The following is a 26,056-nucleotide window of genomic DNA, read 5'->3' on the forward strand; positions in this document are numbered from 1 at the left end:
TACACTTTGTCCATCTTTGCCCGAAGAACTATTCTAATCGGGCATGGGCGGCACGCCCAATGCCGGCACGGCCGTCTGCGCGCCATTCATCACCATGGCCAGGAAGGTGTAGTAGCCATTGATACCCATCAAGTCGACCACGCCGTGCTCGCCAAACAGCGCCAGCGCCCGCGCATACGTGGCATCGCTGACGCGCTTGTTCTGCTGCAGCTCGACGCAAAAGTCGTGCACGGCTTGCTCATCTTCTTTCAGGGCCAGGGGCATGCGCCGCGCGGCAATGGCGTCCACGGCCGCTTGCGCGATGCCGTTCTGCACGGCCAGCGGCGCGTGGATGGCCCACTCGACTTGCTGGTCCCACTGGCGCGCCGTCACAAGGATGGCCAGTTCCGACAGCCGCGTGCCGATGGCGCTGCGGTAGCGCAAATATTCGCCCATGCGCTGCGCCGTTTCCATCAGTTCGGGACTGCGGATCAGCGGCACGAAGGGGCCGTACAGGGCACCGCGCGGACCATCGATGATGGCTTGCGCGGCCGCGCGCTGCTGGGCGTCGAGCTGGTTCAGCGGCAGCGGCGGCAAACGGTCGATATCGCTACCGGCCATCAGGCAGTCCAGGCGACCACGTCCTGTTGCTGTTCGCCGAGGCCGGCGATACCCAGGCGCATGCTGTCGCCCTTCTTCAGGAAGCGCTGCGGCTTGCGGCCCTGGCCCACGCCCGGCGGCGTGCCCGTGGCGATGACGTCGCCCGGTTCCAGGGTCATGAATTGCGACAGGTAGCTGACGATCTGCGCCACCGTGAAGATCATGGTTTGCGTATTGCCGGTCTGCATGCGCTTGCCGTTGACTTCCAGGTACAGGTCCAGATCCTGCTCATCGATGACTTCATCGCGCGTCACCAGCCACGGGCCGACGGGGCCGAAGGTGTCGCAGCCCTTGCCTTTGTCCCACTGGCCGCCCCGCTCCAGCTGGAACGAGCGCTCGGAAATGTCGTTGACGACGCAGTAACCGGCCACGTATTTCAGTGCATCCGCTTCGCTCACGTATTGCGCGCGCGTGCCGATGATCACGCCCAGCTCCACTTCCCAATCCGTCTTTTTGGAGCCTTTTGGCAGCACGACATTGTCGTCCGGGCCATTCAGGCAAGTAATGGCCTTCATGAAGACGATGGGTTCGGCCGGGATAGCCATGCCGGACTCGGCTGCGTGATCCGCGTAATTGAGGCCGATGCCGATGAACTTGCCGACTTTCGCCAGCGGCACGCCGAAGCGTGGATTGCCGCGCACCAAGGGCAGCGTCTTTTCGTCCAGCTTGGCCAGCTTGCGCAGTGCCTTGTCGGACAGTTGCGCGCCGTCAATATCGGCAATCACGCCGGACAGGTCGCGCAGTTTGCCTTCTTCATCGATCAGGCCCGGTTTTTCCTTGCCTGGACGTCCATAACGAACGAGTTTCATAGTCTTCCTTGGAGTTGATCATTGCCGCTGTGCAGGCTGCCATTTTACCGGATGGTCCGGCACGCCTGTAGCGGTGAATGAAAAACATCGCAAGTCCAGGTAGTTGCAAGGCGGCCAGCACGCCAAACGCCGCCTGGTAAGCCTGCGGCGGATACTGCTGCTGGCTGTTCAGTGGCCAGCAGCCGAGGATCAAGCCAAAGCCCGCCTGCACCAGGAAGGAGCCCGTGAAAATGAGCAAATTGAGGCAAGTGGCCGCCCTGCCCGTCAAGCTGGCCGGCATGCTTTGCGCGACGATCGCATACTCGAGCCCTGTCACCGTGCCCAGCAGGGTAAACAGCACGGATAGCAAAGGCAGGCTGGGCAGCACATTGCACGCCATCGCCACTTGCACGGCGACAAACAGGACGATGCCCACGCCCGCCACCTGCATGGGTGCAATACCGCGCCGCCCCGCCCACTCCGTCAGCATGCCCATGCCGATGGCGCCGAAGATGACGGCCGCCATGCCGAGGTACAACAGATATGCCACGCTGTCATCGGACATGCCGCCCACGTCGGCCAGCCAGCGCCCCACCCACAAGCCTTGCACGCCAAAGAACACCGTGTGCGGCAACAGGATCAGCGCGATGGTGCGGCGAAAGGCCCGGTCACGGTAGACACTCCACACGCTGACCTTGTTCATGGCAGCGACGGACGCAGGCAGGGCCGGCGACAGCAGGCGGATCAGCAAACCGATGGCCAGCGCCGCCAGCGCCAGGCCCAGGAAGACGCCACGCCAGTCCATGTAGTGCAGGGCCAGCTTGACGGGCATGGTGGCCGTGGCCGCGCCCAGGCCACCCACGGCGATCAGGTAGCCATGCACGGAAGGCAGACGCGATGGCGCGATGGCGCTCGAGATCGCCTTCACGGCCGCCATGAAACAGCCGCCCAGGCCCGCCCCCATCAGGGCGCGCGCCCACATCAGTTCGGTAAAGCTGTGGCCCCGGCTGAACAGCCACACGCCCAGGGCGGCCAGCGCCAGCAGCCACAGTTGCACCGTGCGGGGGCCGTAGCGGTCGAGCGCCATGCCAACTGGCAATTGCACCAGCGCAAAGGCGAGAAAGAAGGCGCTGGTCAGCAGGCCCAGCTGGGCTGGCGTCAGGGCGATGGCGCCCAGTAATTCCGCCGTCAGCACGGCATTGACGCCGCGCAACAGGCACGACAAGTAGTGCCCGAGCGCGAACGGCAGGAACACGAGGCAAAACACGGCCACGCCGGAACGGGAAGAGCCGCCGGCGCCGTGCATGCTCAGGCGGCCTGTGCCAGGCGGATGATTTTATGCGGCACGTGCGGCACGGGTTCATCCGTTTCAAAGAAGAATTTCTCCTGGCCAAAGGCTGGCTTCAAATCGTCCATCCACGTCGCTTCCGCATCGAACTTGGCATAAAACGGCCGGCGCACCCAGTCCGGGTTGCGCGCCTGCAAAAATTGCAGGGCAAACAGTTTTTCGCCATGGATGGTGACGATGCCGTCGATGACGATCTTGCCGGGGAAGGCGCTCATGGAAGGCCCGCGCACCGTGCGCGACAGGCCCGACACCATCTGGTAGGCGGCCTGGAAAATCTCGTGCGCCTTCGCCAGGGGCAACTCGAAATAGCCGCGCGGGCCCGTGTCCCGTTCGACAAACATGTAATACGGAATTGCCCCCAGGCGCGTGCCCGTCTGCCACAACTCGGCCCAGCTTGCCGGATCTTCATTGATGTGGCGGATCAGCGGCCCCTGCATGCGCAAGGTGGCACCCGTGGAGACGATGCGTTTCACGGCTTGCTGGGCGATGTCCTGGCGCAACTCGACGGCATGGCTGTAATGGCCCATCACGGCCAGGTTCTTGCCCGCCTTGACGATGCGCTCGAACAGGCGCATCAAGTCGTCCGCATCGCGGTCCGACACGAAGCGCTGCGGCCAATACGCCACCGCCTTGGTGCCGATGCGAATGTTCTGGATGTGTTCCAGGCCCGGCGCCAGCAGCGGCTCCAGGTAGGCAGCCAGTTGCCGCGTATTCATGATCATCGGGTCGCCGCCCGTGATCAGCACGTCCGTCACTTCCGGATGCAGTTGCAGGTAGGCGGCCAGCTCATGCGACTCGCGCGCATCGAACTTCATGTCGTCCATGCCGACGAACTGGGGCCAGCGGAAACAAAAGGTGCAATACGCGTGGCAGGTCTGTCCCGCGCTGGGGAAAAACAGCACCGTTTGCGCATATTTATGCTGCAAACCGCGCACGGGCGCATCGTTGACCCGGGGCACGTTGTGCGTCATCTGGCCGGCCGGATGGGGATTCATGCCCAGGCGCAAACCATGCACATAGGCGTCGATGGCGGCCTTGTCGCGCTGCACCAGCACCAGCTCGCGCAAGTGCGCGTACTGCTCGGGCGGCAGCATGTCGCGGTGGGGGAAGACGAGGCGGTAGATGGGATCGTCCGGGATGTTGTTCCAGTCGATCAACTGATCGAGTACATAAGCATTGGTGCGAAATGGCAAGACGTGCGACACCACTTGCACGGCTTCGCGCTGCTCTTCCGGCAGCCATTCCCACTGCCGCGCCTGTTGAATGGTGTGCCGCGTGTACGGCTTGAACTTGGGTGAAAACGGCTCGGTAATGGGTGCGGACACGATCTGCTCCTTGCCTGTAAATAGCGATAACTTTCATGAAACCAGCCCCATATCGGCCAATTCCAGCTTCTTCCTCCCCCATGCCCGGCCAACTCGGCATGCTGTGAAAGTCATCATAGTTCTTGCTGCTTGGAACCAAATTGCTACATATCAACATACCGTCGATACGTTGCACGCTGCCTACAAGCAACACCTTAGTTTGTTCCATCGCAATTTGATGGAACCGCCGGCGACGTAAATTACGACTTGGCAACACATCCCTCGATATCACAAGGAGCTTTCATGAAACGCTTATTCACGGGTAGCCTGCTGTGCCTGGCATTTGCCGGCGGCAGCGTCAGCGCCGCGGTTGAACCAACGGAAAAAGACGCCATCGCCATGGCCGAACGGGGCGCCGCCTTCATGAAGGCGCATGGCAAGGAAGAAATGATGAAGAAAATCACGGCGAAAGACCCGGACTTCGTGCAGGGCTCGCTGTATGTGGACATGCGCGACATCAAGACGGGCATCGTGCTGGCCCACCCCATCAATCCTTCCATCGTGGGCAAGGATTTGACGGATGTCCCTGACGCGAATGGCAAGAAATATCGCCGTGAAATCATCGAGCTGGCGCAAAAGCAGGGCAAGGGCTGGGTCGATTACCAGTACAAGAACCCAACCAGCGGCAAGATCGAACCGAAGACCACGTACATCCTGCGCGTCAACGACGTGGTGCTGGAAGCGGGGATCTACAAGAAATAGGGCAAGGGCGGCGCGCACGAACGCCGCGCGCCGCCTGCGGTTGGAACAGCCATAGCCAGGAGTCAAGCATGCTCAATCGATTACGCATCGGACCAAAATTATTGCTGGCGCCCACCCTGGTCCTGCTGCTGCTGATACTCAGCTCGACCGGCGCCTGGTATGGCATGGTGCGGCAAAATGCCTCGCTGGAAAACATGGTACGGGTGCGCATCACGCATTTGAAGGCGGCCGCCGACGTACTAGGCGAGGCCAGGCATGTGCACGGCAATATGTACCAGTTGCTGTCGTGGACGAATGGCAGCTTCGCCAAGGCCCGCCTCGATACGCTGGAGCAACAGATCAAGGCGCGCCATGCGGCCATCGGCACCCAGCTGGGCACGCTGCGCGCCACGGCCACGGGCGCCGAACGCACCCTGGTCGATGCGGCCATCACGGCCCTGGCCGGCTATCGCAAGGCGGTGCTGGAAACCATGGAAATGGCGCAGATGGACCAATCGATCGCCACCAATTCCATGCTCAAGGCGGAAACCCAATTCGTCCAGTTCAATACGCAGCTGACACAACTGTCCGCCTTGGAAACGACGCTCAGCAGCCAGGCCCATGCGACGGCCAGCGCCGAGTTTCGCACCTTGGGCTGGAGCCTGCTGTTGACGGTGCTGCTGTCGATCCTCGTCTCCATCGTGGTGACCATGCTGGTGCGGCGCGCCATGCTGGTGGAAATCCGCGGCATTGCCGACGCCGTGCAAAACTTGGCGGCGGGCAAGCTGATGGCCGGCGCCCCCAAGCAGGGCAATGATGAAATCGCCGCCACGTCGCGCGTGCTGGACCAGACCATCGCCCACCTGAACCAGACCTTGCGCACCATCATGGACGCCGTGCAATCGATCGACACGGCCTCGCGCGAAATTGCCACCGGCAATCTGGATCTGTCGGCGCGCACGGAAATGCAGGCCAGTTCGCTGGAAGAAACGTCGAGCGCCATGGAAACGCTGACGCAAGCCGTGAATGACAACGCAGACAATGCCCAGCTGGCCTGCGAGCTGGCGGGGCAAGCATCGACCCTGGCCGTGCAAGGGGGCGCGTCGATGCAGCAAGCCGTGACGACGATGGCGACGATACGGGCCAATTCGCGCCAGATCGTGGACATTATCGGCGTGATCGATGGTATTTCCTTCCAGACCAATATCCTCGCGCTGAATGCGGCGGTGGAAGCGGCGCGCGCGGGCGAACAGGGCCGCGGCTTTGCCGTGGTGGCGTCCGAAGTGCGCACCCTGGCGCAGCGCTCGGCCCAGGCGGCCAAGGAAATCAAGACCCTGATCGCCACCTCGGTCACTACCATCGATGGCGGCAGCGTAGCCGTGCAGCAGGCGGGCGACAGCATGGACGCCATCGTGGCCTCGGTGCAGCAAGTCAACGAGATCATCCAGCGCGTGAAACAGGCCAGCGCCGAGCAGGCCTCGGGTATCACGGAAGTGAATCAGGCCGTCACGCAAATGGATGACGTCACCCAGCAAAATGCGGCCCTGGTGGAGCAGGCGGCAGCGGCGGCGGCCAGTTTGCAGGACCAGGCCGTCAAATTGTCGGCGGCCGTGGCCGTGTTCACCCTGGACGAGCGCCCGGCCGCGCCGAGCGGCCATACCGACGAAGAAGCGTTCCGGCACCCGGCCAGTGCGCAACAGGAGCGGCGCGCACTGCATAGCCCGCTACGCGGCATGCCCGGCCTACGTGCCGCCAAGGATGCATCGCGGCGCCAGCGCAGCTAGATGGCAGGCGCGCGCATCGGCTTACTCAGGTAGGGCGAACCGGCCAGCACGAAACGCCACGGCGTCTCCATCGCCTTGGAAATGCCGATGCGCGAGCCCGCCTGCACCGTCACCTCTTCTTCGCGGGCCAGCAGCATGAACGGCGGGGCATCGAGCGCCAGCCGGTTATGCAGATGGCTCACGCCGAGCGCCTGGCACACCTTGCCCGGCCCCGAGCACAACAGCCGCGCATCCTCGACGCCGCGCCGCTCGCGCATGGCATCGAGTCCCGCCACGGGTTCAATCGCGCGTATCAGCACACCCGCCCCATGCCCCGCTTCGCGGCACACGAAATTCAGGCACCAGTGGATGCCGTACGAGCGGTAGACATAGGCGTGCGCGGGCGGGCCGAACATGGCCGCATTGCGCGGCGTCATGCCGCCATACGTGTGCGAAGCGGGATCCAGCCGGTCATACGCTTCCGTTTCCACGATACGCCCGCCGACGCCATCGACCAGCACAGTCACGCCGATCAGCTGGCGCGCCACGCTGCTGGAATCGTCCGCAAAATCGATACCCGCAAGGATTTTTTTCATCCGGCAATTGTACTGCCGCACATCCCGCCGCACGCCTTGCCCCGTCTTGAAAACAAATACAACTTGATCTTTTCATCATGAATATCAGGATGGGCAGCGTCGTAAAATGACGAAAATGGCGGCGAGTCCAGGCCAAAATGGGAATTTTTGCGACAATATATTGCAGATATGAACTATTGCCATGCATAAACAGCGATAATCGTCGGGCACTGCGCCAGACGCTCATGAAGCGGGCAGCGGCAGTGAGCGACAGAATAAGCACCGGGCACAAAAATGATGATGAAAGCGTGATGATGAGAGCGGCAGCGCAAAAGCAGGTAGTGCAGGAAGATCCGGTTGACGCCTTGATGCGTTCCATCCGCATCCCGCCGCGTCCCAGCCTGCTGGTCGACTTGCAGCGCGAACTGGCGGAGCAAGACCCCTCGCCTCGCCGCATCGCGCGCATCATCGCCGACGATGTCGGCATGTCCGGCGCCCTGCTGAAACTGGCCAATTCGCCGTTCTATGGCGCCGCGCGCAAGGCCAAATCCGTCGAGCAAGGTATCAACTTTCTCGGCATCAACCAGTGCAGCGCCATGATGACGGGCTTGCTGGCACGCCAGGCGCTGGAAGCGGAAGGCGTGGAACTGACCAACTTCTGGGATGTGTCGGCCAAGCGCGCGCGCGCCCTGGTGTTTACTTCGCGCAAGCTGCGCATCGCCCCGCCCGACATCGCCCACACCTTCGGCCTGTTCTGCGATATCGGCGTGCCCCTGCTGATGAACCGTTTTCCCGACTACGTCAATACCTACGCGGCGGCGGCCAACGATGCGCACAATTGTTTTACGACACTGGAAGACGCGCGCCACCAGACCAACCACGCGGCCATCGGCTGCTTGCTGGCACGCAACTGGGGCCTGTCCTCGGACGTCTCGTGGGCCATCCTGCACCACCACGACTACACGGTGCTGGCCGACCCGTCCACGGACGACGCCATCCGCTCGCTCGTCGCCCTGTCGCTGCTGGCCGAAAAGGGCATTCAGCGCTACCATGGCAACAGTACCTCGCTGGAGTGGGACAAGGGCGGAGAACTTGCCTGCCAGCATCTCGGCCTGTCGCAGGAAGAAGCTGCCGACCTGCTCGACGAGTTGCACGAGATGTTCGATACCGACCATTGATGTATCGGGCGGCCGCGGCCGCCTGTATGATCTGCTCCGGCGCCCGGCATAGCCCTGGCGCCCGTTTCCGTTTGCCTGACCCGTATTTCTTAACCTGTTGATCGCCATGCCCAAAAATAAGCGCCCTGTCCCCCGTAAATCCGCCAACACGCCTGAAGACAAGGACGAGTCCGTCACGCGCATGCTGTGCACGATGGCCCTGAACCTGGCGGAGCAGGAAGACAGCGAATCGCAAGGCACGGTGCTGGCCGAGCAAGCCGTCGAGTTCGGCCGCCTGATCCGCAAGGCCTTGAATCAAAAGAAGGATGAAATCCTGTATGACGCCATCGAGCGCGCCAAGTACGAAGACGTGGGCGCCTACCAGTATTTGCGCAGCCATATCGAGGAAGCGGCGTCCATTTCCGTGATCCGCCGCGAAAACGCGCCGGCCATGGAAATCAACGCCTTTGTCGTGCCCCTGCTGGTGCAAAGCACGGGCGGTTTGAAGGAAGCGGACAGCTTCCAGGACCAGGACGCTTTCGAAGCGCTGGTGAAGAGTTTCCAGCAGGCAGAACTGGAAAGCGCCAAGGCCAAGGTCGTCTTGATGAGCCATGCCTACGACCTCGATGAAATCGACCGCATCACCTATAGCCATTTGCACGAGATGGTGCGCGACGCCTACGCGTCGATGACAGACAAGAAGATCGTCGCCACGCCGGGCCTGGAAAGCAGCATCGTCGGCTGGAGCGAGACGGCCTTCGGCCCGCAGGACACGGCCGTCGAGCTGCGCTTCCTGCTGGGCTTTGCCTTGAAACGCGTGGACGACCCGTTCTATGCGGAACCGAAGGACGAAGCGGCGCTCGATGCCTGGTTCGATGCGCGCATGGCCCGCTACCAGCAATGGACGACGGAAGTGGGTGATCTGGTGAAACGCTGCCTGGCGCCGGCCGGCAACGCCCTGGAAGTGAGTTTCCTCTATCAGGATCTGTTCCACGGCGGCAAGGAACAAGGCATGAGCGAGTATGCGATGCTGCAAATGATGTCCGGCATCAACCATGCATTGGCGGAAAACAACGTCGATGCCGGCGACGTCTCGGTGGTCGTCGGCCCGGCCGATGAACACGGCGAAATGCTGTTGCGCGTCAACGTCAGCACGGCGGGCGGCCAGCTGCTGCACAGCGCCGACAAGCCGCTGGTCCTGGCCGCCGACCTGCAGGAGGAAGTCGACGACATCTGCGATGCGCTGGCCACCATCGGCGTGACCCGCTTGTCCGTGGCGCTGAAATTCGACGCCAAGGGACAGCCGCTGGAAGCGCAGCCGTACGCGCCGGCGTAAGTCCCGTCGCCTCCCCCGTCGCCTGCCATCTTGGCAAGCGGCAATTATCAAGATACTATCTCCGCGAGCGCGCGCCAGCCTGGCGCACCTTCCGGAGATGCGCATGCCCCAGCCGCACTTGATCAATATTGCCACCCATGTGCTGGCCGGCAGCGCCGCCATCGGCCTGGGCCTGTTCCTGCTGGCCACGGCCAAGGGCACGCCGCAGCACCGCCGCCGCGGCAGGCTGTTCGCGTGGCTGACCTTGCTGGTCTGCGCTACGGCCGCCGTCGGCAATCTGCTGTTTGACTATCGCCCCGTCTTTGCCGTGCTGACGGTGCTGGTGCTGTACCAGCTGCTGAGCGGCTGGCGTGCCGTCTACACGCGCGAGACCGGTCCGCAAGCCGTCGATGGCGCGATGACGGCCACCGCGCTGGCGGCGGGCGGGATGATCCTGTTGCGCCTGCAGCACGATGCTTCCGGACAGCAAGCCATCGTCGTGCTGTCCTCGCTGGGCGGCCTGGCCGCCATCCTCGTCTACGACAGCGCGCGCTGGGCTTTTCCCCGCCGCTGGCATGGCGTGTTATGGCGCTATGAACATATCTACAAGCTGCTCGCCTCGCTGTTCGCCATGCTTTCGGCCGCCGCGGGCAACCTGCTGCGCATGGGCCAGCCCTGGACGCAGCTGGCGCCATCCCTGCTGGGTTTGATCTGCATCGCCTGGTTCTGGCGGCGCCAGTACCGGCAGGAACAGGCGCAGCGCCTCATGCACAGGCTTGCCGCCTGACATGCCATCTCACCGGCGCAAAGCCAGCCACGCCTGCAATTTCTGCGCATACGCCAAGGTGTAGGCGGGGCTGCTCGACGGCAAGCTGACGATGCGGTAGCGCTGCGCGTGCTCGCCCAGCACCTTGATGCCCAGCTTGGCTGCCGTGCCGCCGTTGAAGGCGATCGTATCCAATTGCGGCAGGCTGGCGGCCAGTGCCACCAGGTCGTTGTCGTCGCGGGCGCGGATATTGCTGTCCAGGCTGCCCGTGCGCTGCGCCTGCGCCACCACGTCCCACAGGCCCACGCCGTGCGCCAGCAAGGTACTCAACCGCGCCTCATAGGGCAGGCTGGTCAGATCCACACCCAGCACCTCGCCCAGCAACCTCCAGAACCTGTTTTGCGGATGCGCATAGTATTGGCTGCGCGCCAGCGATTTTTCTCCGGGCAGGCTGCCCAGTATCAGCAAGCGCGTATCGGCATCGACGACGGGATCGAAACAGCGCTTGCGCGGGTCGGCGGCCACGTCTGGCAAGAAGGCTGGGCTATTCAAATGAGCGGTCCGGAAGGGGAAATGAAGGGCCATTTTACCCGGCCACGCGACGGTGTAGAATTCCCGGACAACCATCCCTATACAAGAGACCGCCCATGCGCACCATCGACACCCTGCTGGCCCAGTATGGCGAAAGCCACCGCAACCATGTCAATGAATGGGTGCACATCGTGTGCGTGCCGCTGATCGTTTTCAGCCTGCTGGGGCTGCTGTGGAGCATACATCCCAGCGTGGCGCTGCTCGGCAGTATTCTGGCCTTATACTATTATTACAAGCTGTCACGTCCGTTTGCTGCCGGCATGCTGGCGATGCTGGCCGCCATGCTGGGCCTGCTGCTGCTCATGCCGGCGCTGACCATCCTGCCCGTGTCGCTGGCGCTGTTCGTGCTGGCCTGGATAGGCCAGTTCATCGGCCACCAGATCGAAGGCAAGAAACCGTCGTTTCTGGACGACTTGCGCTTTTTGCTGGTGGGGCCGCTGTTCGTGCTGGGTTTTTTGTACCGGCGCCTGCGGCTGGCGTATTGAGCGGCAAGTGCTCATGTAGTCATGTGGTTACGTAGTCATGTGGTTACGCTGGGCCGGTAACAGATTTTTACTATTCGCAACTAGTTATCTGAGGCAAGTGTCCTTATGATAAGTCATCATCTGCCGGTCGACGCAATCGGCAACCAACTTTTGTCCAAGGGAGTCCCATATGAAAGCACCAATTATTGCAGTGGCATTGCTCGCCACCCTGGCCGGCTGCGCCGTACAACCGAACTCGGCAAATGTCTACAATGCGCGCCAGGCGCAGAATGAACAATCGGTTCGCATGGGCACGGTTGAATCCGTGCGCCAGGTAACCATCGACAAGGGTGAAACGGGCACGGGCGTACTGGCCGGCGCGGCGCTGGGCGGCGTGGCCGGCTCGACCGTCGGTGGCGGCAAGGGCGCCATCGCGGCCAGCATCCTCGGCGCCGTCGCGGGCGGCATGGCCGGCAAGAGCATCGAAGCGAATGCCTCGAACAAACCCGGCCTGGAAATCACCGTGCGCCTGGACAATGGCGACATGCGCGCCATCGTGCAAGATGCCGACGAACTGTTCCGCCCGGGCGAGCGCGTGCGCCTGCTGTCCGATGGCCGCAAGACCCGCGTCACGCATTGATCTGCTTGCCGGCGCATGCGCTCAGCCGAATGCGCCGGCAGCGAGCAAGGCGGAAGGGTGCAGCCAGATGGCAAGCACAGCCGTCACGACGACATACACAAGCACGCTCCATACTTTGATCTGCAGTGAGGCTGGCATGGCGTCTCCCCTTCAAAGATGCAATTCAGAAAATATTTACTTGATATTAATGTAAATATTTTCATAAATTCAATATTTTCCAGAAGCACTGCGCTGGCTCAATCCTGGTGTCTCCTTGGGCAAGCCCGGCCGGGACTCGCCATCCCCGCGCGATATCCGTATACTTGCGCGATGTCCTCTCCTCTCCTGTTCATCATTGCCTGCCTGATCTGGGGCTCCACCTTCTGGGCCATCACCTTGCAGCTGGGCGATGTCGCCCCCGCCGTTTCCGTGGTCTACCGCTTCGGCCTCGCGTCCGCCACCCTGTTTGCCTGGTGCGCCTTGCGCGGCGACCGCTTGCGCCTGCCCTGGCGCGCGCAGCAATGGATGCTGCTGCAGGGACTGGCCTCGTTTGCCCTCAGTTATGTGTGCACGTACAGCTCGGAGCAATATCTGGTGTCGGCCCTCGTCAGCGTGCTGTTTGCCCTGATGGTGTTCTGGACGCCATTGCTCAACCGCATCGCCTTCGGCACGCCCATCACCTGGAGTACCTGCTGCGCGGCGTTTGTCGCCATCTGCGGCATCGTGCTGCTGTTTTACCAGTCCATCGGCGCGGCACTGCACGATATTCTGGGCGGCGGGAATGGCCATTTCCTGCTCGGTTTCATGCTGGCCCTGGTGGCCACCGTGTCTAGCACGGTGGGCAATGCCCTCGTCATGAAAGTGCGCGAACATTCCGGCAACGTGATGCTGACCATGGCCTGGACCATGCTGTGGGGCACCTTGATGGTGGCCGTCTGGGCCATCGCCACGGGGCAGTCCTGGCAGTTGCCCGCGCGCCCCAGTTACTGGATGGGATTGTTGTACCTGGCCATCTTCGGCTCGGTGATCGCCTTCAGCGCCTATTTCACGTTAATCGCCCGCATCGGCACGCAAAAGACCGTGTACATCGGCGTCGTCACGCCCGTCATTTCCGTACTGCTGTCGGTGCAGTTCGAACACTACCGGCCCGCCGCCATCGAATGGGCGGGCATGGTGCTGTGCCTGTCCAGCGTGGCCTGGGCCCTGACGTCGGGCGCGCGCAAGACAAGTACCATTGCATCCCTTTCCACCACTTCACCAACAAAGGCAACATGAGCACCTCTTCCTCCCTCGCCATTCGTCCCGCGACCGCATCCGACGTGGCTGCCATCTTTGGCATGATCCATGAACTGGCCGTGTTTGAAAAACTCGAACACATGATGATCGCCAGGGAATCCATGCTGCACGACAGCCTGTTCGGTGCCCATCCCGCATGCGAAGCGCTGGTCGGCGAAGAACATGGTGAAGTGGTGACCTTCGCCCTGTTCTTCCATAATTTTTCCACCTTCCTGTGCCGCAAGGGCCTGTACCTGGAAGACCTGTATGTGAAGCAATCGGTGCGCGGCAAGGGCTATGGCAAGCAGATGCTGGTGGCGCTGGCGCAACTGGCCGTCGAACGCGACTGCGGCCGCTTCGAATGGTCGGTGCTGGACTGGAATGAAAACGCGATCAACTTCTACAAGGGCATGGGCGCGGACGTGATGCCGGACTGGCGCATCTGCCGGGTCGCTGGCGATGCCTTGACGCAATTGTCGGCAGGTACGCCAAAGCCGGCCTGATTGGAGCGGGAACTGCAAGGAAGGGGAATTGCAAGGAGGGGGAACTGTAAGGAGGGGAACTGTAGCGAGCGGATGCGATTTGTGGCCGAGAAGCGGAACTGTACGCGAGGTACAGGGAGCATCGCAGGCCGCAAGGCGCGCCGCGCAGTAAGTTCCAAAAAAATCCCCGCGGGCTAGCGGCACCGCGGGGTGAACCCATTGTCAAGTGGGAGGGGGGAGAATGCAATCAACGGTTATCAATATAAACGCTGCCGCTTGCCAACACGCCGACCTTTACATTTGCTTACCGGGCCTTACATTTGACTTAAATCTGCCAACCAAGTGTCACCGAGTGTCGCTTGAAAGACACTGATTATTTCCGTGGTTCAATCAATGTGCCGTGCAAACCGATATGTTGTTGCGCAACCCCACTGCCACCCTGCGCATTTTTATAGATTTGGTACACTGTCAAACAGGCGATGCAGCCAGCAACCACGGCAAAAATGACCATGCGACGCTCCTTGAGTATGCTTGAGGGAATCAGGGCCTGCGACGACTGATGATGACCAGGCCAGCAGGGAAGATTCAGTGTGGCATCTTAGGTCTGGGGGGCATTGTGCAATGTCAAACGCGCCAATTTGACGAGGTCATGGCATTTGATATGGCGCAAAGTGGCGGCATTCCGCTCACACAAAATGAACGCATCATTACGCACCTGGGAGCCACATCATGAATGTCTCTGCCAAACCGCTCGTCATGAAAATCTACCGCGCCTACCTGCGCTCCCGCCTGGAACGCTATACGCGCGACTTGCAAGCCATCGCCGAACAGCGCGAGAACGATTTCCAGGCTGAACGCATCCTGCACCAGGCCGTCGTCTCGGTGCGCTCCAAACTGCACTCGCTGTAACCGTGATGCCGTCAGTGCTGCCGGCCGGCCACGGCCCAGCGCTCCACCAGCTCGAACAAGCCTTGCGTCAGCAGGGCCAGCACGGCTGCGGGGATCGCGCCGGCCAGCAGCATGTCGTTGTCATTCAGCGCCAGGCCGATGGTGATGCGCTCGCCATAACCGCCGGCGCCGATGAAGGCGGCGATGGTAGCCGTGCCCACGCTCATCACGGCCGCCGTTTTCACGCCCGCCAGCATCACCGGCAAGGCCAGCGGCAAGTCCACGTGCAGCAGGCGGTCGCGCTTGTTCAAACCCAGCGCCAGCGCCGCCATGCGCAAGCCTTGCGGCACCTGCAGGATGCCCGTGCACGTGTTGCGCACGATGGGCAGCAAGGCATACACGAATAGGGCCACCAGCGCAGGTACGGTGCCGATCATGCCCAGCACGGGGATCAATATCGCCAGCAGGGCCAGCGACGGCACCGTCTGCAGCACGCCGACGAAGGCCAGCACCGTTTGCCGCAGCGGCGCCGAAAACGCCGCCAGCACGCCCAGCGGAATGCCGATCACGCACGCCAGTGCCACCGACAGCAGTACCAGGGTCAGATGCTGGCGCGTCAGGGTCCACAAGTCGTCGCCGATGACTTTATCGAGCAGATTGCTGCGCGCGGCGGCCGGTTTGTTCGCCTGCATGCCGGACGCCAGCCACTGCCGCGCCACGTCAGAGAAAGTCTTGCCATCGATTTCCACGGCCGCATTCATGGCAATCATGTCGCCCTCGCTGATGCGTCCCTGCAGCCGCAGCAAAGCCTGCCAGGCGGAGGGAAAACGCTGCGGCACGTCGAGCCGGTACAGGAGCATGGCGTCGTAGCGGGGAAAATACTGCTGCGTGTCGGCCAGCACGCGCAAGCCGTACTGGCGGATCTTCGCGTCCGTCGAATAGATGTCGATCACGTCCACCTGGCGCTGCGCCAGCGCTTCATAGGCAATGCCGTGATCGAGGCCGCGCGGGCGCTGCGGCAAGCCATAGCGCGCGGCCAGGCCCGGCCAGCCATCGACCCGGCCGATGAATTCATGCGACAGGCCGAATGTCAGGGCAGGATGCTGCGCCAGCTGATCCAGGCTGGTGATGGATTTTTCATCAGCGCGCACGGCCAGCGCATACGTATTGTTGAAGCCCAGCGGCACGGCCACGCCCAGCCCCAGCGCCGCCAGCTCGCGCCGCATCTGCGCCAGATCGATGGCCTTGTCGTGCTTGAGGATTTCGCTGGCGATGGTGCCCATGTATTCGGCATATACGTCGATGCTGCCCGCCTGCAGCGCAGCGAGCACGATGGCCGTGTTGCCCAGGCCCTGGCGGTGCTGCGCCTTGGCGTGCGGCGCGGCGCTCTGCTGGAGGATTTCGCCGAGAATATACGATTCCGTGAAGCGCTTCGAGCCCACCTTCAAGGTGCCCCCATCCATGGCATGCGCAGGCGCGGCGGCGAAGAGGAGCGACAACAGCAGATAAAACAGCAAACAAGCAGCACGCACGCGGCGCTCCAGGACGGATGATCAATCCGGCAAGCTTACCACCGGCGCGCGCCAGACACCGCCATGCACCACGCCCGCGCACGGGTTCAGGCCCAGCGCATACGCCAGGTCGGCCGGACGCGCGATGCGCCACAGGGCGAAATCGGCGCGCTTACCCACCGCCAGGCTGCCCGTGTCATTCTGCAGGCCCAGCGCGCGCGCCGCGTGGCAGGTAGCACCAGCCAGCGCTTCCTGCGGCGTGAGACGCCACAGGGTGCACGCCATGTTCATCGCCAGCAGTATTGACGTCATGGGCGACGTGCCCGGATTGCAATCGGTGGACACGGCCATCGGCACGCCAGCCGCGCGCAATGCCGCAACAGGCGGCGGCTGCGTCTCGCGCAAAAAGTAGTACGCGCCAGGCAGCAGCACGGCCACCGTGCCATGTTGCGCCATGGCGGCAATGCCCTCGTCCGACAGGAATTCCAGGTGGTCGGCCGACAGGCCGCCGTAGCGCGCCACCAGCGCCGCACCGCCCAGATCCGACAGCTGCTCCGCATGCAGCTTGACGGGCACGCCCAGTGCCCTCGCCGCGTCAAACATGCGCTGCGTTTGCGCCGGCGTAAAGCCGATGCGCTCGCAGAACGCATCGACGGCGTCGACCAGTCCATCGCCAGCCAACTGGGGCAGCATCTGCGCGCACAGCAGCTCGATGTAGGCGTCGGCCTGGCCCGCATATTCGGGCGGCAGCGCGTGCGCGCCGAGGAAGGTGGTGCGCACGGACACGGGCAGCTGCTCCCCTATTCTGCGCGCCACGCGCAGCATCTTCGCCTCGCTGTCCGCGTCGAGACCGTAGCCGGACTTGATCTCCAGGGTGGTCACGCCCTCGGCCAGCAGCGCCAGCACGCGGGGCAGGCTTTGCCGCAGCAATTCATCGTCGCTGGCCGCGCGCGTGGCGCGCACGGTGGACATGATGCCGCCGCCGGCACGGCTGATGTCTTCATAGCTGGCGCCATTCAGGCGCGCCTCGAATTCGTCGCTGCGGTTGCCCGCGTGGACGATGTGCGTATGGCAGTCGATCAGGCCGGGCGTGAGCCAGCAGCCCTGGCCGTCGTGCAGCACGGCGCCGCTGGCCGGCAGCTCGTCGCCGGGGCCGAACCACGCGATACGGCCATCCTTGACGGCGATGGCCGCGTCCAGCAGCTCGCCATAGCCCTGCTCCATGGTGGCCAAATGGACGTTGTGGATGACCAGATCCCAGTCTTGCATCGCTTCCCTCCCTAGGTAAACAGGTCGACGCACAAGACGGCCGAACGCTGCAAGGCGTCGAGCCGCCATTCCTGCGCATCGTCGGCGTCCAGCAGCAGCGCGTCATGGCGGGCCAGCGCGAACTGCTGCTCGCCACCGCGCGCCAGCACGTGGCCTTCGCCGGCGACAAACAGCAGGGTCGCCGCGCTGCGCCGCGCCAGCTTGCCCGGCGCCGTGATCTTTTCCAGCTGGTGACGGCAGCGGTCGCGCCGCGTCATCACATTGAAATCCGTCGTCGTCCCCCTGACCTGCGCAAGCACGGCCGCTTCGCCGGGAAACCACAGCATCGGTTGCGCCGCGCTCAAGGTCACCTTGCGCGTGCCATCGAGCGTCAGCTGCACGCTGTCGCCATCGACCAGCATCAGGCTGCGGTCGATGCCGGGAAAGCTGGAAAACGGCCCGCTGGCCGTGATCGTCGCCAGGCTGATACGCCAGTCAAATTCCATCAGGCCGGCACCGGGCGGAGAAATGGCGATTTCCATCGTGCTGCCGCCGCCATTTTTCCACGGCGCGGCGCGCAGGCATTCCTGCGGGATGAAGGTCGCCATCAGAGCGCCCTCAGTTGCGCCAGGGTGCGCTTGTAGCCGGCCGCGATGGCGTCCTGCGCCACATGGCGCCCATCGCGCACCTGCCACTGGCCGCCGCACAGCACGTCGCGCACCAGGTTGTCGTTGCCGCAGAAAAGCACGCTGCCCAGCACATTTTCGATGGCCACGCCGCACAGGTTCACATGCGTCTCGTCGAGCACCAGCAGGTCGGCGCGGCAGCCCGGCGCCAGGGCACCGAGCTTGCGCCCGGCCGCCTGCGCGCCGCCCTGCAAGGCCGCCTGCCACAGGTAGTCGCCCACATGGCGCTGGTACGGCGTGGCGGCCACATTGCGCTGCTGGCGCTGCAAGCGCTGGCCATATTCGAGCCAGCGCAATTCCTCGACGGGCGACTGCGATACATGGCTGTCGCTGCCAACGCCGAAACGCCCGCCGGCGGCGATGAATTCGGCCAGCGGGAACAGGCCGTCGCCCAGGTTTGCCTCCGTCGTCGGGCACAGGCCCGCCACGGCGCCGCTCGTAGCCATCAGCGCCACTTCATCGGGCTGCACATGCGTGGCATGCACGAGGCACCAGCGCGCATCGACGTCGACCTGGTCGTACAAGTACTGCACCGGACGCCGGCCGCTGTAATCGAGACTCTGGCGCACTTCGCCCTGCTGTTCGGCGATGTGGATGTGGATGGGGCGATCCGCGGGCAGCGCTTGCGCCACTTCGCGGATCTGCGCCACGCCAGCGGCCCGCAGCGAGTGCGGCGCAAAGCCCACCTCCACTTGCCCACAGCGCTGCGGCGCCAGCGCCTCGACGATGCGCAGCACATCTTGCGCATCGGTGCGGAAGCGCGCCTGCTCCGCGTTCAACGCCTGCTCGCCGAAGCCAGCATGGCTGTACAGCACGGGCAGCATGGTCAGGCCGATGCCGCTGATGCGCGCCGCGGCCAACACCCGTTCGGCCGTTTCGGCGGGACGCGCATACAGCGCACCGGCCATATCGCGCTGCAGGTAGTGGAATTCGCACACCGCCGTGTAGCCATGGCGCAGGCATTCGGCAAACAGCTGCGCGGCGATGCTTTCCATCTGCTCCGGCGTGATGTGGCGCGCGAAACGGTACATCAGGTCGCGCCAGGTCCAGAAACTATCCGGCCCATCCCCCGCGACTTCCGTCATGCCGCCCAGCGCCCGCTGGAAGGCATGCGAATGCAGGTTGACCATGCCGGGCAAGACATATTCGGCCACTTCGGCGCCGGCAGGCGACGCGGCGTTTTCCGCCACCGCCGTCAAATCGCCGGCCGCGTCCCACTCCAGCAGCACGTCGCGGCGCCAGCCCTGCGGCAGCAGCGCGTGGCGCGCGAACAGCCAGCCGCTCAACGCGCCACCCATGCCACGGCCGCTTCCATCATCTGGCGCAGCAGCGGCTGCACTTGCGCCGCCAGGTCGGGCCGGTAGCCAAATGGCGCTGCCTCATCCATGTACAGGCACTGGCACATCTCCAGCTGGATCGCATGCACGCGGCTTGCCGGCTGGCCGTAATGGCGCGTGATATGGCCGCCCTTGAAGCGGCCGTTCAGCGCCACGGTAAATGCCTCCTGCGCGCGCGCGACATCGACCACGGCGGAGGTCAGGCCCACATCGCAGCTGGCGCCATCGGCCGTGCCGAAGTTCAGGTCGGGCAGTTTGCCGTCAAAGAAGCGCGGCACGCGCGAGGCGATGGAATGGGCATCCCACAGCACCACGGCGCCATGCACGCGCAGCAGACGGTCCAGTTCCGCGCGCAGCTGCGCATGATACGGCGCCCAGTAGCGCTGCAAGCGCTGCCGCACATCCTGCGCATCGGGTTCGCGGCCAGCCAGGTACAGCGGCTCGCGGTGAAAGGTATCATTGGGCAGCAAGCCCGTCGTATCCTGGCCCGGATACAGATTCGTGTCTTCCTGCGGGCGGTTCAAGTCGATGGTGTAGCGCGACCAGCGCGCCGACAGCACGGATGCATCCATCTCCTGCAAAAAGCCATACAGCTCACGCAGATGCCAGTCCGTGTCGGCCTTGATCAAGGCCTGCGGCGTCATGCGCGCGGCGATATCGTCCGGTATGTCGGTGCCCACGTGGGGCATCGACACGAGCAGCGGGATGCTGCCTTCGTTGAAGCGAAAATCCATGCTTGTCTCCTTGCTCCCGCTCAGGCGTACAGCGGGGCGAACAAATTCTTGCACGTGCTGCTCAACTCACCCTGCAGCACCATCTGCTTGGCCGCTTCGATATCGGGCGCGAAGAAACGGTCGGCGTCGAAGAACGGCACCTTCTGGCGCAGCTGCTGGTGGACATGTTCGAGGTGCGGCGAGGTTTTCAGCGGACGGTGGAAATCGATGCCCTGCGCGGCGGCCAGCAGCTCGATGCCGACGATGACGGCCGTGTTGTGCGCCATGTCGTCCAGGCGGCGCCCGGCGAACGTGGCCATGCTCACATGGTCTTCCTGGTTGGCGGAAGTCGGCAGGCTGTCGACGCTGGCCGGATGGGCAAGCGACTTGTTTTCCGATGCCAGCGCGGCAGCCGTCACGTGGGCGATCATGAAGCCGGAATTGACGCCCGGGTCGCGCACGAGGAAGGGCGGCAGGCCGGACAAGGTGGCGTCGATCAGCAGCGCGATGCGGCGCTCGGCCAGCGCGCCGATTTCGGAAATCGCCAGCGCCAGGGTGTCGGCGGCAAAGGCCACCGGCTCGGCGTGGAAGTTCCCGCCCGAGACGATTTCCGCCTGTCCGTTGGGACCATCCTGGAAGATCAGCGGATTGTCCGTGACGGCATTGGCTTCGATCAGCAGGGTGCGGCCGACGTTGACGATCAAATCGAGGCAGGCGCCCATGACTTGCGGCTGGCAGCGCAGGCTATACGGATCCTGCACGCGCTCGTCGCCTTCCAGGTGCGAGGCGCGGATCGCGCTGCGCGCCACCAGCTGGCGGTACATCTGCGCGGCCAGGATCTGGCCCGGCTGCCCGCGCACGGCGTGCACGCGCGCGTCGAACGGCGCATCGCTGCCCTTGGCCGCGTCGAGCGACAGCGCGCCCGTGACCATGGCCGCTTCCAGCAGGCGCTCGGCCATGAACAGGCCATGCAGCGCCAGCGCGTTCGACACTTGCGTGCCGTTGATCAGCGCCAGGCCCTCTTTTGCCGCCAGCACCACGGGCGCGATGCCCGCCTGCGCCAGCGCTTCGGGAGCCGCCATCAATTCACCGTTGACGCGCACGTCGCCCACGCCCAGCATGGCCAGCGTCATGTGCGACAGCGGCGCCAGGTCGCCCGAGGCGCCGACGGAACCCTTGGCGGGAATGGCCGGCATGATGCCCGCGTTGTACAGGGCGATCAGGGTATCGACGATCAGCGGGCGCACGCCGGAAAAACCACGCGCCAGGCTGCCGATCTTCATCAGCATGATCAGGCGCACGACGGCGTCCGACAGCAGTTCTCCCGTGCCGACGGAGTGCGACAGGATCAGGTTGCGCTGCAATTGCTCGAGCTTTTCATCGGGGATGCGCGTCTTGGCGAGCAGGCCGAAACCCGTGTTGATGCCATACGCCGCATCGCCCTTGGCGACGATGGCTTGCACGGCGGCGGCCGACGCTTCGATGACGGGATAGGCCTCGGCAGCGAGGGTCAATTTTGCCGGCGCGGCCCAGATGGCGCGCAGGTCGGCCAGGGTCATCGCGCCGGGTTTTAACGTCCAACTTTTGGAGTGCTGTGTCATAGTCATTCGCGTCTAAGTCTCAAGGAAGCATGGGAAGAATCAGGCCGTTGCGCTTGGCGCAGGCGGCCGCTGTTTCGTAGCCGGCATCGGCATGGCGCATCACGCCAGAACCGCTGTCGTTGACCAGTACCCTGGCCAGGCGTTTCGCCGCCGCTTCGCTGCCGTCGGCCACGATGACCATGCCCGCATGCTGAGAATACCCCATTCCCACGCCGCCGCCATGGTGCAGCGAAACCCAGGTGGCGCCGCCGGCCGTGTTCAGCATGGCGTTCAGCAGCGGCCAGTCGGAAACGGCGTCCGTGCCGTCCTTCATGCTTTCCGTCTCGCGGTTCGGGCTGGCGACGGAACCCGTGTCCAGGTGGTCGCGGCCGATGACGATGGGCGCCTTCAGCTCGCCCGTGCGCACCATCTCGTTGAAGGCCAGGCCGGCGATGTGGCGCTCGCCCAGTCCCAGCCAGCAGATGCGCGCCGGCAGGCCCTGGAAGGCGATGCGCTCGCGCGCCATGTCCAGCCAGTGGTGCACCTGTTTATGGTGCGGGAACAGCTCCTTGATCTTCGCATCCGTTTTGTAGATGTCTTCCGGGTCGCCCGACAGGGCAACCCAGCGGAATGGGCCGCGGCCCTCGCAGAACTGCGGGCGGATATACGCCGGCACGAAGCCGGGGAAATCAAACGCGTTCTGCACGCCCTGGTCGAACGCCACCTGGCGGATATTGTTGCCATAGTCGACGGTGTGCACGCCCATGGCGTGGAAATCGAGCATGGCTTGTACGTGGGCGGCGCAGGAATCGGCGGCGGCCACCGTCAGGCGCGCGTGGCGCTGCGGGTCCTGCTGTGCCGCCTTCCAGTCCGACACGCTCCAGCCGCGCGGCAGATAGCCGTTGACCAGGTCATGCGCGGACGTCTGGTCCGTCACCAGGTCCGGCACCAGGCCGCCCGCTTTCGCGCGGCGCACCAGTTCCGGCAGCACTTCGGCCGCGTTGCCCAGCAAGCCGATGGAGATGGCTTCCTTGCGCTCCGTATGGTACTTGACCAGTTCCAGGGCTTCGTCCAGGCTGGCCGCCTGCTTGTCCAGGTAGCGCGTGCGCAAACGGAAATCGATGCTGCTTTGCTGGCATTCGATATTGAGCGACACGGCGCCCGCCATGGTGGCGGCCAGCGGCTGCGCGCCGCCCATGCCGCCCAGGCCCGCCGTCAGGATCCAGCGCCCGCCCCAGTCGCCGCCGAAATGCTGGCGGCCCGCTTCGGCGAAGGTTTCATACGTGCCCTGCACGATGCCCTGCGTGCCGATATAGATCCAGCTGCCGGCCGTCATCTGGCCGTACATGAACAGGCCCTGGCGATCGAGTTCGTTGAAGTGTTCCCAATTGGCCCATTTCGGCACCAGGTTGGAATTGGCGATGAGTACGCGCGGCGCATCCGCGTGGGTCTGGAACACGCCCACCGGCTTGCCGGACTGGATCAGCAAGGTCTGGTCGTCTTCCAGCTCGCGCAAGGAGGCGAGGATCTGGTCGAAATAGGCCCAGTTGCGGGCCGCGCGGCCGATGCCGCCATAGACGACCAGGTGCTGCGGATTTTCCGCCACTTCCGGGTCCAGGTTGTTTTGCAACATGCGGTAGGCCGCCTCGGCCTGCCAACTCTTGCAAGCCATGACCGTGCCGCGCGGAGCGCGGATGGTACGGCTGGCATCAAAGCGTGGATCGGTGTCCATTGTGCTGTTCATGCTGTCTCCTCGTAGGGTGCGAGCGGGCATACTTGGCCCGCTCTGGTGCTACCAGCATAGGTTGTCTATACAACCAAGTCAACAGATTTTTGCAGGCCCAAAGTCGCTATTTTTTCTCGAACACGCGCTTGCCCGCCACCCACGTTTGCAGCACCTGCGTCTTGCCGATGGCCTTGGGTTCGACCTTGAACAGGTCCTGGTCGACGACGACGAAGTCCGCCCACTTTCCCGCTTCCAGGGTGCCGATGACCTTTTCCTGGTGCGCCGCCCAAGCCGCGTCGAGGGTGAAGCAGCGCAGTGCTTCCGTCACCGTCATGGCTTGCTGCGGGTACCAGCCACCGGCAGGGAAGCCTTCGCTATTCTGCCGCGTCACGGCCGCGTGGATGCCCTCGAACGGGTTCGGCGACTCGATGGGGAAATCGGAACCGCAGGCGATGCGCGAGCCCTGCTTGAGGAAGGTGCGCCACGCATACGCGCCCTTGATGCGCTCGTGACCCACGCGCTGCTCCGCCATGTTCTGGTCCGAGGTGGCGTGCGTCGGCTGCATCGACGGCACGATGCCCAGCGCCTTGAAACGGGGGATGTCGGACAACTGCACCACCTGAGCGTGCTCCATGCGGTGGCGCAGGCCCACGCTGCGGTATTGTGCGATCAAGGCCTGGTAGGCGTCGAGGATTTGATGGTTGCCCGCGTCACCGATGGCGTGCACATTGACCTGGTAGCCGGCGCGCATGGCTTTTTCCATCTTCGCGCGCATGGCAGCGTCAGGGTAGAACAGCAGGCCGCTGGTAGCAGGATCGTCGCTGTACGGCGCCAGCAAGGCCGCGCCGCGGCTGCCCAGGGCGCCGTCGGACAGCAGTTTCACGGCGCGCAAGGCGTACATGTCGCGCGCATAGCTGTTCAGGGGGCCGTTTTTCGCCAGCGCGTCGAAGTCGTCCGTCGTATCCGCGATCATGCCGTACACGCGCACCGTCAGCTTGCCGTGGTCCGCGTAATCGCGGAACAGCCGGTCCTGCATCTGGCCGATGCCCGCATCGTGCACGCTGGTCAGGCCCGCTTGCGACAGCTGCGCCAGCGCGCCATCGAGGGCGGCGCGGTTTTCCACGTCGCCCGGCTTGGGCAGCACGGCATCCATCAAGTCCATGGCGTTGTCGACCAGCACTCCAGTGGCATTGCCGTCCGCGTCGCGTTCGATCTTGCCGCCCGCCGGATCTTGTGTGGCGCGCGTGATGCCGGCCAGCGCCAGCGCGCGGCTGTTGGCCCAGCCCGCGTGGCCATCGACCCTGCGCAGCCACACGGGCCGCGCGCTTTCGGCCGCATCGAGTTCGGCTGCCGTGGGAAAGCGCCCCAGCTTCCAGATTTCCTGGTTCCAGCCATTGCCGACGACCCAGCTGCGTTCCGGATGTGCACGGGCGAAGTCGCCCACGGCCTGCACGGCGGCCGGCAGCGAAGCGGAACCGTACAGCATCACGCCGCTGGCGATCGTCCCCAGGCCGAACACGTGACCATGCGCGTCGATCAGGCCTGGCAGCACGGTTTTTCCCTGCACGTCGACATGGATGGCGCCCTTGGCCGCCTTGCGTTTCACCTGCGTGGCGCTGCCGACGGCGAGCAGCTTGCCCGCGTCGTCAAACGCCAGCGCCGTGAAACGCAGCACCTTCCCGGCTGCGTTGAGCGTGTAGCCGTTGGCATTGTCGATGACGGTATCGGCATGCGCGTGGCCGAGGGCCCCCAGGCAGGCGAGCGTGAGCAAGGTGCGGCGCAGTGGCAAGGTCGGCATTTCCATCTCCAGGTCTGTTAGTCGTTAGCAAAAAGACGAGTGTATAGAAATTGGCAAAATGGTCAATCAGGCAGCGCGGGGCGCTCGTACCATCAGCCAGTAGTCGCAGCCCGTGACGGCTTCCGCGTAGCGTCCCGCCGCCACGAAGCCAAGACGGGCATAGAACGGCAGGCTGCGCTCGTTGTAGGTCTCCAGGAAGCATGCAGCACGCGCCGCATCGACGGCCGCCAGGCCCGGCGCCAGCACGGACGCGCCCAGTCCCTGCCCTTGCGCGGCCGGGGCGATGCCGGCGATCGACAGATACCAGGCATCCTGCAAACCGTGCGGCGCCAGCGCGTGCTCCATGTTCGCGACGATGGCCGTGAAATGCGCAAAGCCCTGCTCCCCCAGCAGCGCGCGCAAGGCGGCTTCGCGCTGCCCATACGCCGCCTGACGCAGGGCTGCCGGCGTATCCGTCGTCCAGATGGCGGCGCCATTGCCCGCGTCATCCACCAGGTCGACGCGCCCCGCCTGGCGGCCTTCTTCCAGCGCCAGCGCGAAGTAGGCTTCCAGCATGGCCAGCCGCGCCGCCTCGTCGTCGCTGCACGCCACCGTGACGGTGCGGTAGAACGGATCGCCGGCCAGGGCGGCGGCCAGGCTGCGGGCGGTGCGGGAAGCTTCGGCGTGGGAAACTGCGATGCTGGACGGGCTGGACATGGGGACTCTTTCTTCTCAATGAAACGCCCGGCATCTTAACGCAAGC

26 protein-coding genes are annotated in these 26,056 nt (G+C 64.1%); 10 read left to right on the plus strand and 16 right to left on the minus strand.

The genetic code is table 11. The features are described 5' to 3' along the window. Nucleotides 1-33: 33 nt before the first annotated feature. Genes U0004_RS26575 through U0004_RS26590 form a run of 4 tightly spaced genes read right to left on the minus strand, consistent with a single transcriptional unit; the run spans nucleotide 34 to nucleotide 4,100 of the window. The gene (locus U0004_RS26575) at nucleotides 34-600 is read right to left on the minus strand and encodes a carboxymuconolactone decarboxylase family protein (protein ID WP_070254592.1); all 567 of its coding nucleotides are present in this window, start codon (nucleotides 598-600) and stop codon (nucleotides 34-36) included. After that, nucleotides 600-1,448 (minus strand): fumarylacetoacetate hydrolase family protein, encoded by an 849-nt coding sequence (locus U0004_RS26580; RefSeq protein ID WP_070254593.1) that lies wholly within the window; start codon nucleotides 1,446-1,448, stop codon nucleotides 600-602. Before U0004_RS26580 ends, U0004_RS26575 begins: the two co-directional genes overlap by 1 nt. Further along, nucleotides 1,393-2,733, minus strand: a complete 1,341-nt coding sequence (locus U0004_RS26585) for an MFS transporter (protein WP_231958494.1) — start codon at nucleotides 2,731-2,733, stop codon at nucleotides 1,393-1,395. The genes U0004_RS26580 and U0004_RS26585 overlap by 56 nt, the downstream gene beginning before the upstream one ends. A gap of 2 nt (nucleotides 2,734-2,735) precedes the next feature. Beyond that, the gene (locus U0004_RS26590) at nucleotides 2,736-4,100 is read right to left on the minus strand and encodes a KamA family radical SAM protein (protein ID WP_070254595.1); all 1,365 of its coding nucleotides are present in this window, start codon (nucleotides 4,098-4,100) and stop codon (nucleotides 2,736-2,738) included. A gap of 282 nt (nucleotides 4,101-4,382) precedes the next feature. On the opposite strand from U0004_RS26590, the gene U0004_RS26595 reads away from it, so the two are divergent. Further along, a complete protein-coding gene (locus tag U0004_RS26595; RefSeq protein ID WP_034780434.1) occupies nucleotides 4,383-4,841 on the plus strand; it encodes a cache domain-containing protein in 459 nt (152 codons plus the stop codon). 68 nt (nucleotides 4,842-4,909) lie between these two features. Further along, nucleotides 4,910-6,604 (plus strand): methyl-accepting chemotaxis protein, encoded by a 1,695-nt coding sequence (locus U0004_RS26600; RefSeq protein WP_070254597.1) that lies wholly within the window; start codon nucleotides 4,910-4,912, stop codon nucleotides 6,602-6,604. Here U0004_RS26600 and U0004_RS26605 read toward each other — a convergent pair. Beyond that, nucleotides 6,601-7,179: a DNA-3-methyladenine glycosylase gene (locus tag U0004_RS26605; RefSeq protein WP_070254598.1), complete on the minus strand. Its 579-nt coding sequence runs from the start codon at nucleotides 7,177-7,179 to the stop codon at nucleotides 6,601-6,603. The two genes, U0004_RS26600 and U0004_RS26605, sit on opposite strands and share 4 nt — an antisense overlap. A gap of 290 nt (nucleotides 7,180-7,469) precedes the next feature. On the opposite strand from U0004_RS26605, the gene U0004_RS26610 reads away from it, so the two are divergent. From U0004_RS26610 to U0004_RS26620, 3 genes are all read left to right on the plus strand, one after another. Continuing rightward, complete coding sequence (locus U0004_RS26610) at nucleotides 7,470-8,336, plus strand: HDOD domain-containing protein (protein WP_070254599.1); 867 nt, start codon at nucleotides 7,470-7,472, stop codon at nucleotides 8,334-8,336. A gap of 106 nt (nucleotides 8,337-8,442) precedes the next feature. After that, nucleotides 8,443-9,651: a hypothetical protein gene (locus U0004_RS26615; protein WP_070254824.1), complete on the plus strand. Its 1,209-nt coding sequence runs from the start codon at nucleotides 8,443-8,445 to the stop codon at nucleotides 9,649-9,651. Between the two features lie 103 nt (nucleotides 9,652-9,754). Further along, the gene (locus tag U0004_RS26620; protein WP_139144105.1) at nucleotides 9,755-10,417 is read left to right on the plus strand and encodes a DUF2306 domain-containing protein; all 663 of its coding nucleotides are present in this window, start codon (nucleotides 9,755-9,757) and stop codon (nucleotides 10,415-10,417) included. A gap of 9 nt (nucleotides 10,418-10,426) precedes the next feature. Here the strand turns inward: U0004_RS26620 and U0004_RS26625 are convergent, their stop codons facing one another. Further along, nucleotides 10,427-10,948, minus strand: a complete 522-nt coding sequence (locus U0004_RS26625) for a DNA-deoxyinosine glycosylase (protein WP_070254601.1) — start codon at nucleotides 10,946-10,948, stop codon at nucleotides 10,427-10,429. Between the two features lie 95 nt (nucleotides 10,949-11,043). Here U0004_RS26625 and U0004_RS26630 point away from each other — a divergent pair, with 95 nt between their 5' ends. The 4 genes from U0004_RS26630 to U0004_RS26645 all read left to right on the plus strand — a co-directional run bounded on the left by U0004_RS26630 (nucleotide 11,044) and on the right by U0004_RS26645 (nucleotide 13,848). Beyond that, nucleotides 11,044-11,472, plus strand: a complete 429-nt coding sequence (locus U0004_RS26630) for an Mpo1 family 2-hydroxy fatty acid dioxygenase (protein WP_034780447.1) — start codon at nucleotides 11,044-11,046, stop codon at nucleotides 11,470-11,472. Between the two features lie 169 nt (nucleotides 11,473-11,641). After that, nucleotides 11,642-12,091, plus strand: coding sequence for an outer membrane lipoprotein (locus tag U0004_RS26635; protein WP_034780449.1), 450 nt, complete (start codon nucleotides 11,642-11,644; stop codon nucleotides 12,089-12,091). A 309-nt stretch (nucleotides 12,092-12,400) separates the two neighbouring features. Further along, nucleotides 12,401-13,345: a DMT family transporter gene (locus tag U0004_RS26640; protein ID WP_070254602.1), complete on the plus strand. Its 945-nt coding sequence runs from the start codon at nucleotides 12,401-12,403 to the stop codon at nucleotides 13,343-13,345. Beyond that, nucleotides 13,342-13,848, plus strand: a complete 507-nt coding sequence (locus tag U0004_RS26645; RefSeq protein ID WP_070254603.1) for a GNAT family N-acetyltransferase — start codon at nucleotides 13,342-13,344, stop codon at nucleotides 13,846-13,848. The genes U0004_RS26640 and U0004_RS26645 overlap by 4 nt, the downstream gene beginning before the upstream one ends. Nucleotides 13,849-14,200: 352 nt before the next feature. On the opposite strand, the gene U0004_RS26650 is transcribed toward U0004_RS26645, so the two are convergent. Continuing rightward, the gene (locus U0004_RS26650) at nucleotides 14,201-14,338 is read right to left on the minus strand and encodes a hypothetical protein (RefSeq protein WP_157751284.1); all 138 of its coding nucleotides are present in this window, start codon (nucleotides 14,336-14,338) and stop codon (nucleotides 14,201-14,203) included. A 218-nt stretch (nucleotides 14,339-14,556) separates the two neighbouring features. On the opposite strand from U0004_RS26650, the gene U0004_RS26655 reads away from it, so the two are divergent. Beyond that, nucleotides 14,557-14,736 (plus strand): hypothetical protein, encoded by a 180-nt coding sequence (locus U0004_RS26655; protein WP_034746290.1) that lies wholly within the window; start codon nucleotides 14,557-14,559, stop codon nucleotides 14,734-14,736. An 11-nt stretch (nucleotides 14,737-14,747) separates the two neighbouring features. Here U0004_RS26655 and U0004_RS26660 read toward each other — a convergent pair whose 3' ends face one another. From U0004_RS26660 to U0004_RS26700, 9 genes are all read right to left on the minus strand, one after another. Continuing rightward, nucleotides 14,748-16,178, minus strand: coding sequence for a glycine betaine ABC transporter substrate-binding protein (locus tag U0004_RS26660; protein WP_071653653.1), 1,431 nt, complete (start codon nucleotides 16,176-16,178; stop codon nucleotides 14,748-14,750). A 90-nt stretch (nucleotides 16,179-16,268) separates the two neighbouring features. After that, nucleotides 16,269-17,495 carry an imidazolonepropionase gene (gene hutI, locus U0004_RS26665; protein WP_070254604.1) on the minus strand — a complete coding sequence of 409 codons (1,227 nt, stop codon included), beginning with the start codon at nucleotides 17,493-17,495 and terminating at the stop codon, nucleotides 16,269-16,271. A gap of 11 nt (nucleotides 17,496-17,506) precedes the next feature. Next, nucleotides 17,507-18,082, minus strand: a complete 576-nt coding sequence (locus U0004_RS26670) for a HutD/Ves family protein (RefSeq protein ID WP_070254605.1) — start codon at nucleotides 18,080-18,082, stop codon at nucleotides 17,507-17,509. Further along, complete coding sequence (locus U0004_RS26675; RefSeq protein WP_070254606.1) at nucleotides 18,082-19,458, minus strand: formimidoylglutamate deiminase; 1,377 nt, start codon at nucleotides 19,456-19,458, stop codon at nucleotides 18,082-18,084. Before U0004_RS26675 ends, U0004_RS26670 begins: the two co-directional genes overlap by 1 nt. After that, entirely contained in the window at nucleotides 19,443-20,231 is a 789-nt protein-coding gene (hutG, locus tag U0004_RS26680) for an N-formylglutamate deformylase (protein ID WP_070254607.1), read from the minus strand. The genes U0004_RS26675 and hutG overlap by 16 nt, the downstream gene beginning before the upstream one ends. Nucleotides 20,232-20,251: 20 nt before the next feature. Next, nucleotides 20,252-21,811: a histidine ammonia-lyase gene (gene hutH / locus U0004_RS26685; RefSeq protein ID WP_070254608.1), complete on the minus strand. Its 1,560-nt coding sequence runs from the start codon at nucleotides 21,809-21,811 to the stop codon at nucleotides 20,252-20,254. Nucleotides 21,812-21,830: 19 nt separating this feature from the next. After that, a complete protein-coding gene (hutU, locus tag U0004_RS26690) occupies nucleotides 21,831-23,534 on the minus strand; it encodes a urocanate hydratase (RefSeq protein ID WP_327076247.1) in 1,704 nt (567 codons plus the stop codon). A 106-nt stretch (nucleotides 23,535-23,640) separates the two neighbouring features. After that, nucleotides 23,641-25,314: an amidohydrolase gene (locus tag U0004_RS26695; RefSeq protein ID WP_070254828.1), complete on the minus strand. Its 1,674-nt coding sequence runs from the start codon at nucleotides 25,312-25,314 to the stop codon at nucleotides 23,641-23,643. 66 nt (nucleotides 25,315-25,380) lie between these two features. Next, nucleotides 25,381-26,010, minus strand: a complete 630-nt coding sequence (locus U0004_RS26700) for an N-acetyltransferase (protein WP_070254609.1) — start codon at nucleotides 26,008-26,010, stop codon at nucleotides 25,381-25,383. Nucleotides 26,011-26,056: the final 46 nt, after the last annotated feature.

The organism is Janthinobacterium lividum (assembly GCF_034424625.1).
Classification (GTDB): Bacteria; Pseudomonadota; Gammaproteobacteria; order Burkholderiales; family Burkholderiaceae_D; genus Janthinobacterium; species Janthinobacterium lividum.

Excerpts from the sequence above, each read along its gene's own strand:
- U0004_RS26600 (WP_070254597.1), top strand. The coding sequence starts at position 4,910 with ATGCTCAATCGATTACGCATCGGACCAAAATTATTGCTGGCGCCCACC.
- U0004_RS26640 (WP_070254602.1), top strand. The coding sequence starts at position 12,401 with ATGTCCTCTCCTCTCCTGTTCATCATTGCCTGCCTGATCTGGGGCTCC.
- U0004_RS26575 (WP_070254592.1), bottom strand. The coding sequence starts at position 600 with ATGGCCGGTAGCGATATCGACCGTTTGCCGCCGCTGCCGCTGAACCAG.
- U0004_RS26650 (WP_157751284.1), bottom strand. The coding sequence starts at position 14,338 with ATGGTCATTTTTGCCGTGGTTGCTGGCTGCATCGCCTGTTTGACAGTG.
- U0004_RS26595 (WP_034780434.1), top strand. The coding sequence starts at position 4,383 with ATGAAACGCTTATTCACGGGTAGCCTGCTGTGCCTGGCATTTGCCGGC.
- U0004_RS26585 (WP_231958494.1), bottom strand. The coding sequence starts at position 2,733 with ATGCACGGCGCCGGCGGCTCTTCCCGTTCCGGCGTGGCCGTGTTTTGC.
- U0004_RS26635 (WP_034780449.1), top strand. The coding sequence starts at position 11,642 with ATGAAAGCACCAATTATTGCAGTGGCATTGCTCGCCACCCTGGCCGGC.
- U0004_RS26660 (WP_071653653.1), bottom strand. The coding sequence starts at position 16,178 with ATGGATGGGGGCACCTTGAAGGTGGGCTCGAAGCGCTTCACGGAATCG.
- U0004_RS26605 (WP_070254598.1), bottom strand. The coding sequence starts at position 7,179 with ATGAAAAAAATCCTTGCGGGTATCGATTTTGCGGACGATTCCAGCAGC.
- hutI (WP_070254604.1), bottom strand. The coding sequence starts at position 17,495 with ATGCAAGACTGGGATCTGGTCATCCACAACGTCCATTTGGCCACCATG.
- U0004_RS26700 (WP_070254609.1), bottom strand. The coding sequence starts at position 26,010 with ATGTCCAGCCCGTCCAGCATCGCAGTTTCCCACGCCGAAGCTTCCCGC.
- U0004_RS26630 (WP_034780447.1), top strand. The coding sequence starts at position 11,044 with ATGCGCACCATCGACACCCTGCTGGCCCAGTATGGCGAAAGCCACCGC.
- U0004_RS26580 (WP_070254593.1), bottom strand. The coding sequence starts at position 1,448 with ATGAAACTCGTTCGTTATGGACGTCCAGGCAAGGAAAAACCGGGCCTG.
- U0004_RS26675 (WP_070254606.1), bottom strand. The coding sequence starts at position 19,458 with ATGGGTGGCGCGTTGAGCGGCTGGCTGTTCGCGCGCCACGCGCTGCTG.
- U0004_RS26620 (WP_139144105.1), top strand. The coding sequence starts at position 9,755 with ATGCCCCAGCCGCACTTGATCAATATTGCCACCCATGTGCTGGCCGGC.
- U0004_RS26645 (WP_070254603.1), top strand. The coding sequence starts at position 13,342 with ATGAGCACCTCTTCCTCCCTCGCCATTCGTCCCGCGACCGCATCCGAC.
- hutU (WP_327076247.1), bottom strand. The coding sequence starts at position 23,534 with ATGAACAGCACAATGGACACCGATCCACGCTTTGATGCCAGCCGTACC.
- U0004_RS26695 (WP_070254828.1), bottom strand. The coding sequence starts at position 25,314 with ATGCCGACCTTGCCACTGCGCCGCACCTTGCTCACGCTCGCCTGCCTG.
- U0004_RS26610 (WP_070254599.1), top strand. The coding sequence starts at position 7,470 with ATGATGAGAGCGGCAGCGCAAAAGCAGGTAGTGCAGGAAGATCCGGTT.
- U0004_RS26615 (WP_070254824.1), top strand. The coding sequence starts at position 8,443 with ATGCCCAAAAATAAGCGCCCTGTCCCCCGTAAATCCGCCAACACGCCT.
- hutG (WP_070254607.1), bottom strand. The coding sequence starts at position 20,231 with ATGGATTTTCGCTTCAACGAAGGCAGCATCCCGCTGCTCGTGTCGATG.
- U0004_RS26670 (WP_070254605.1), bottom strand. The coding sequence starts at position 18,082 with ATGGCGACCTTCATCCCGCAGGAATGCCTGCGCGCCGCGCCGTGGAAA.
- hutH (WP_070254608.1), bottom strand. The coding sequence starts at position 21,811 with ATGACACAGCACTCCAAAAGTTGGACGTTAAAACCCGGCGCGATGACC.
- U0004_RS26655 (WP_034746290.1), top strand. The coding sequence starts at position 14,557 with ATGAATGTCTCTGCCAAACCGCTCGTCATGAAAATCTACCGCGCCTAC.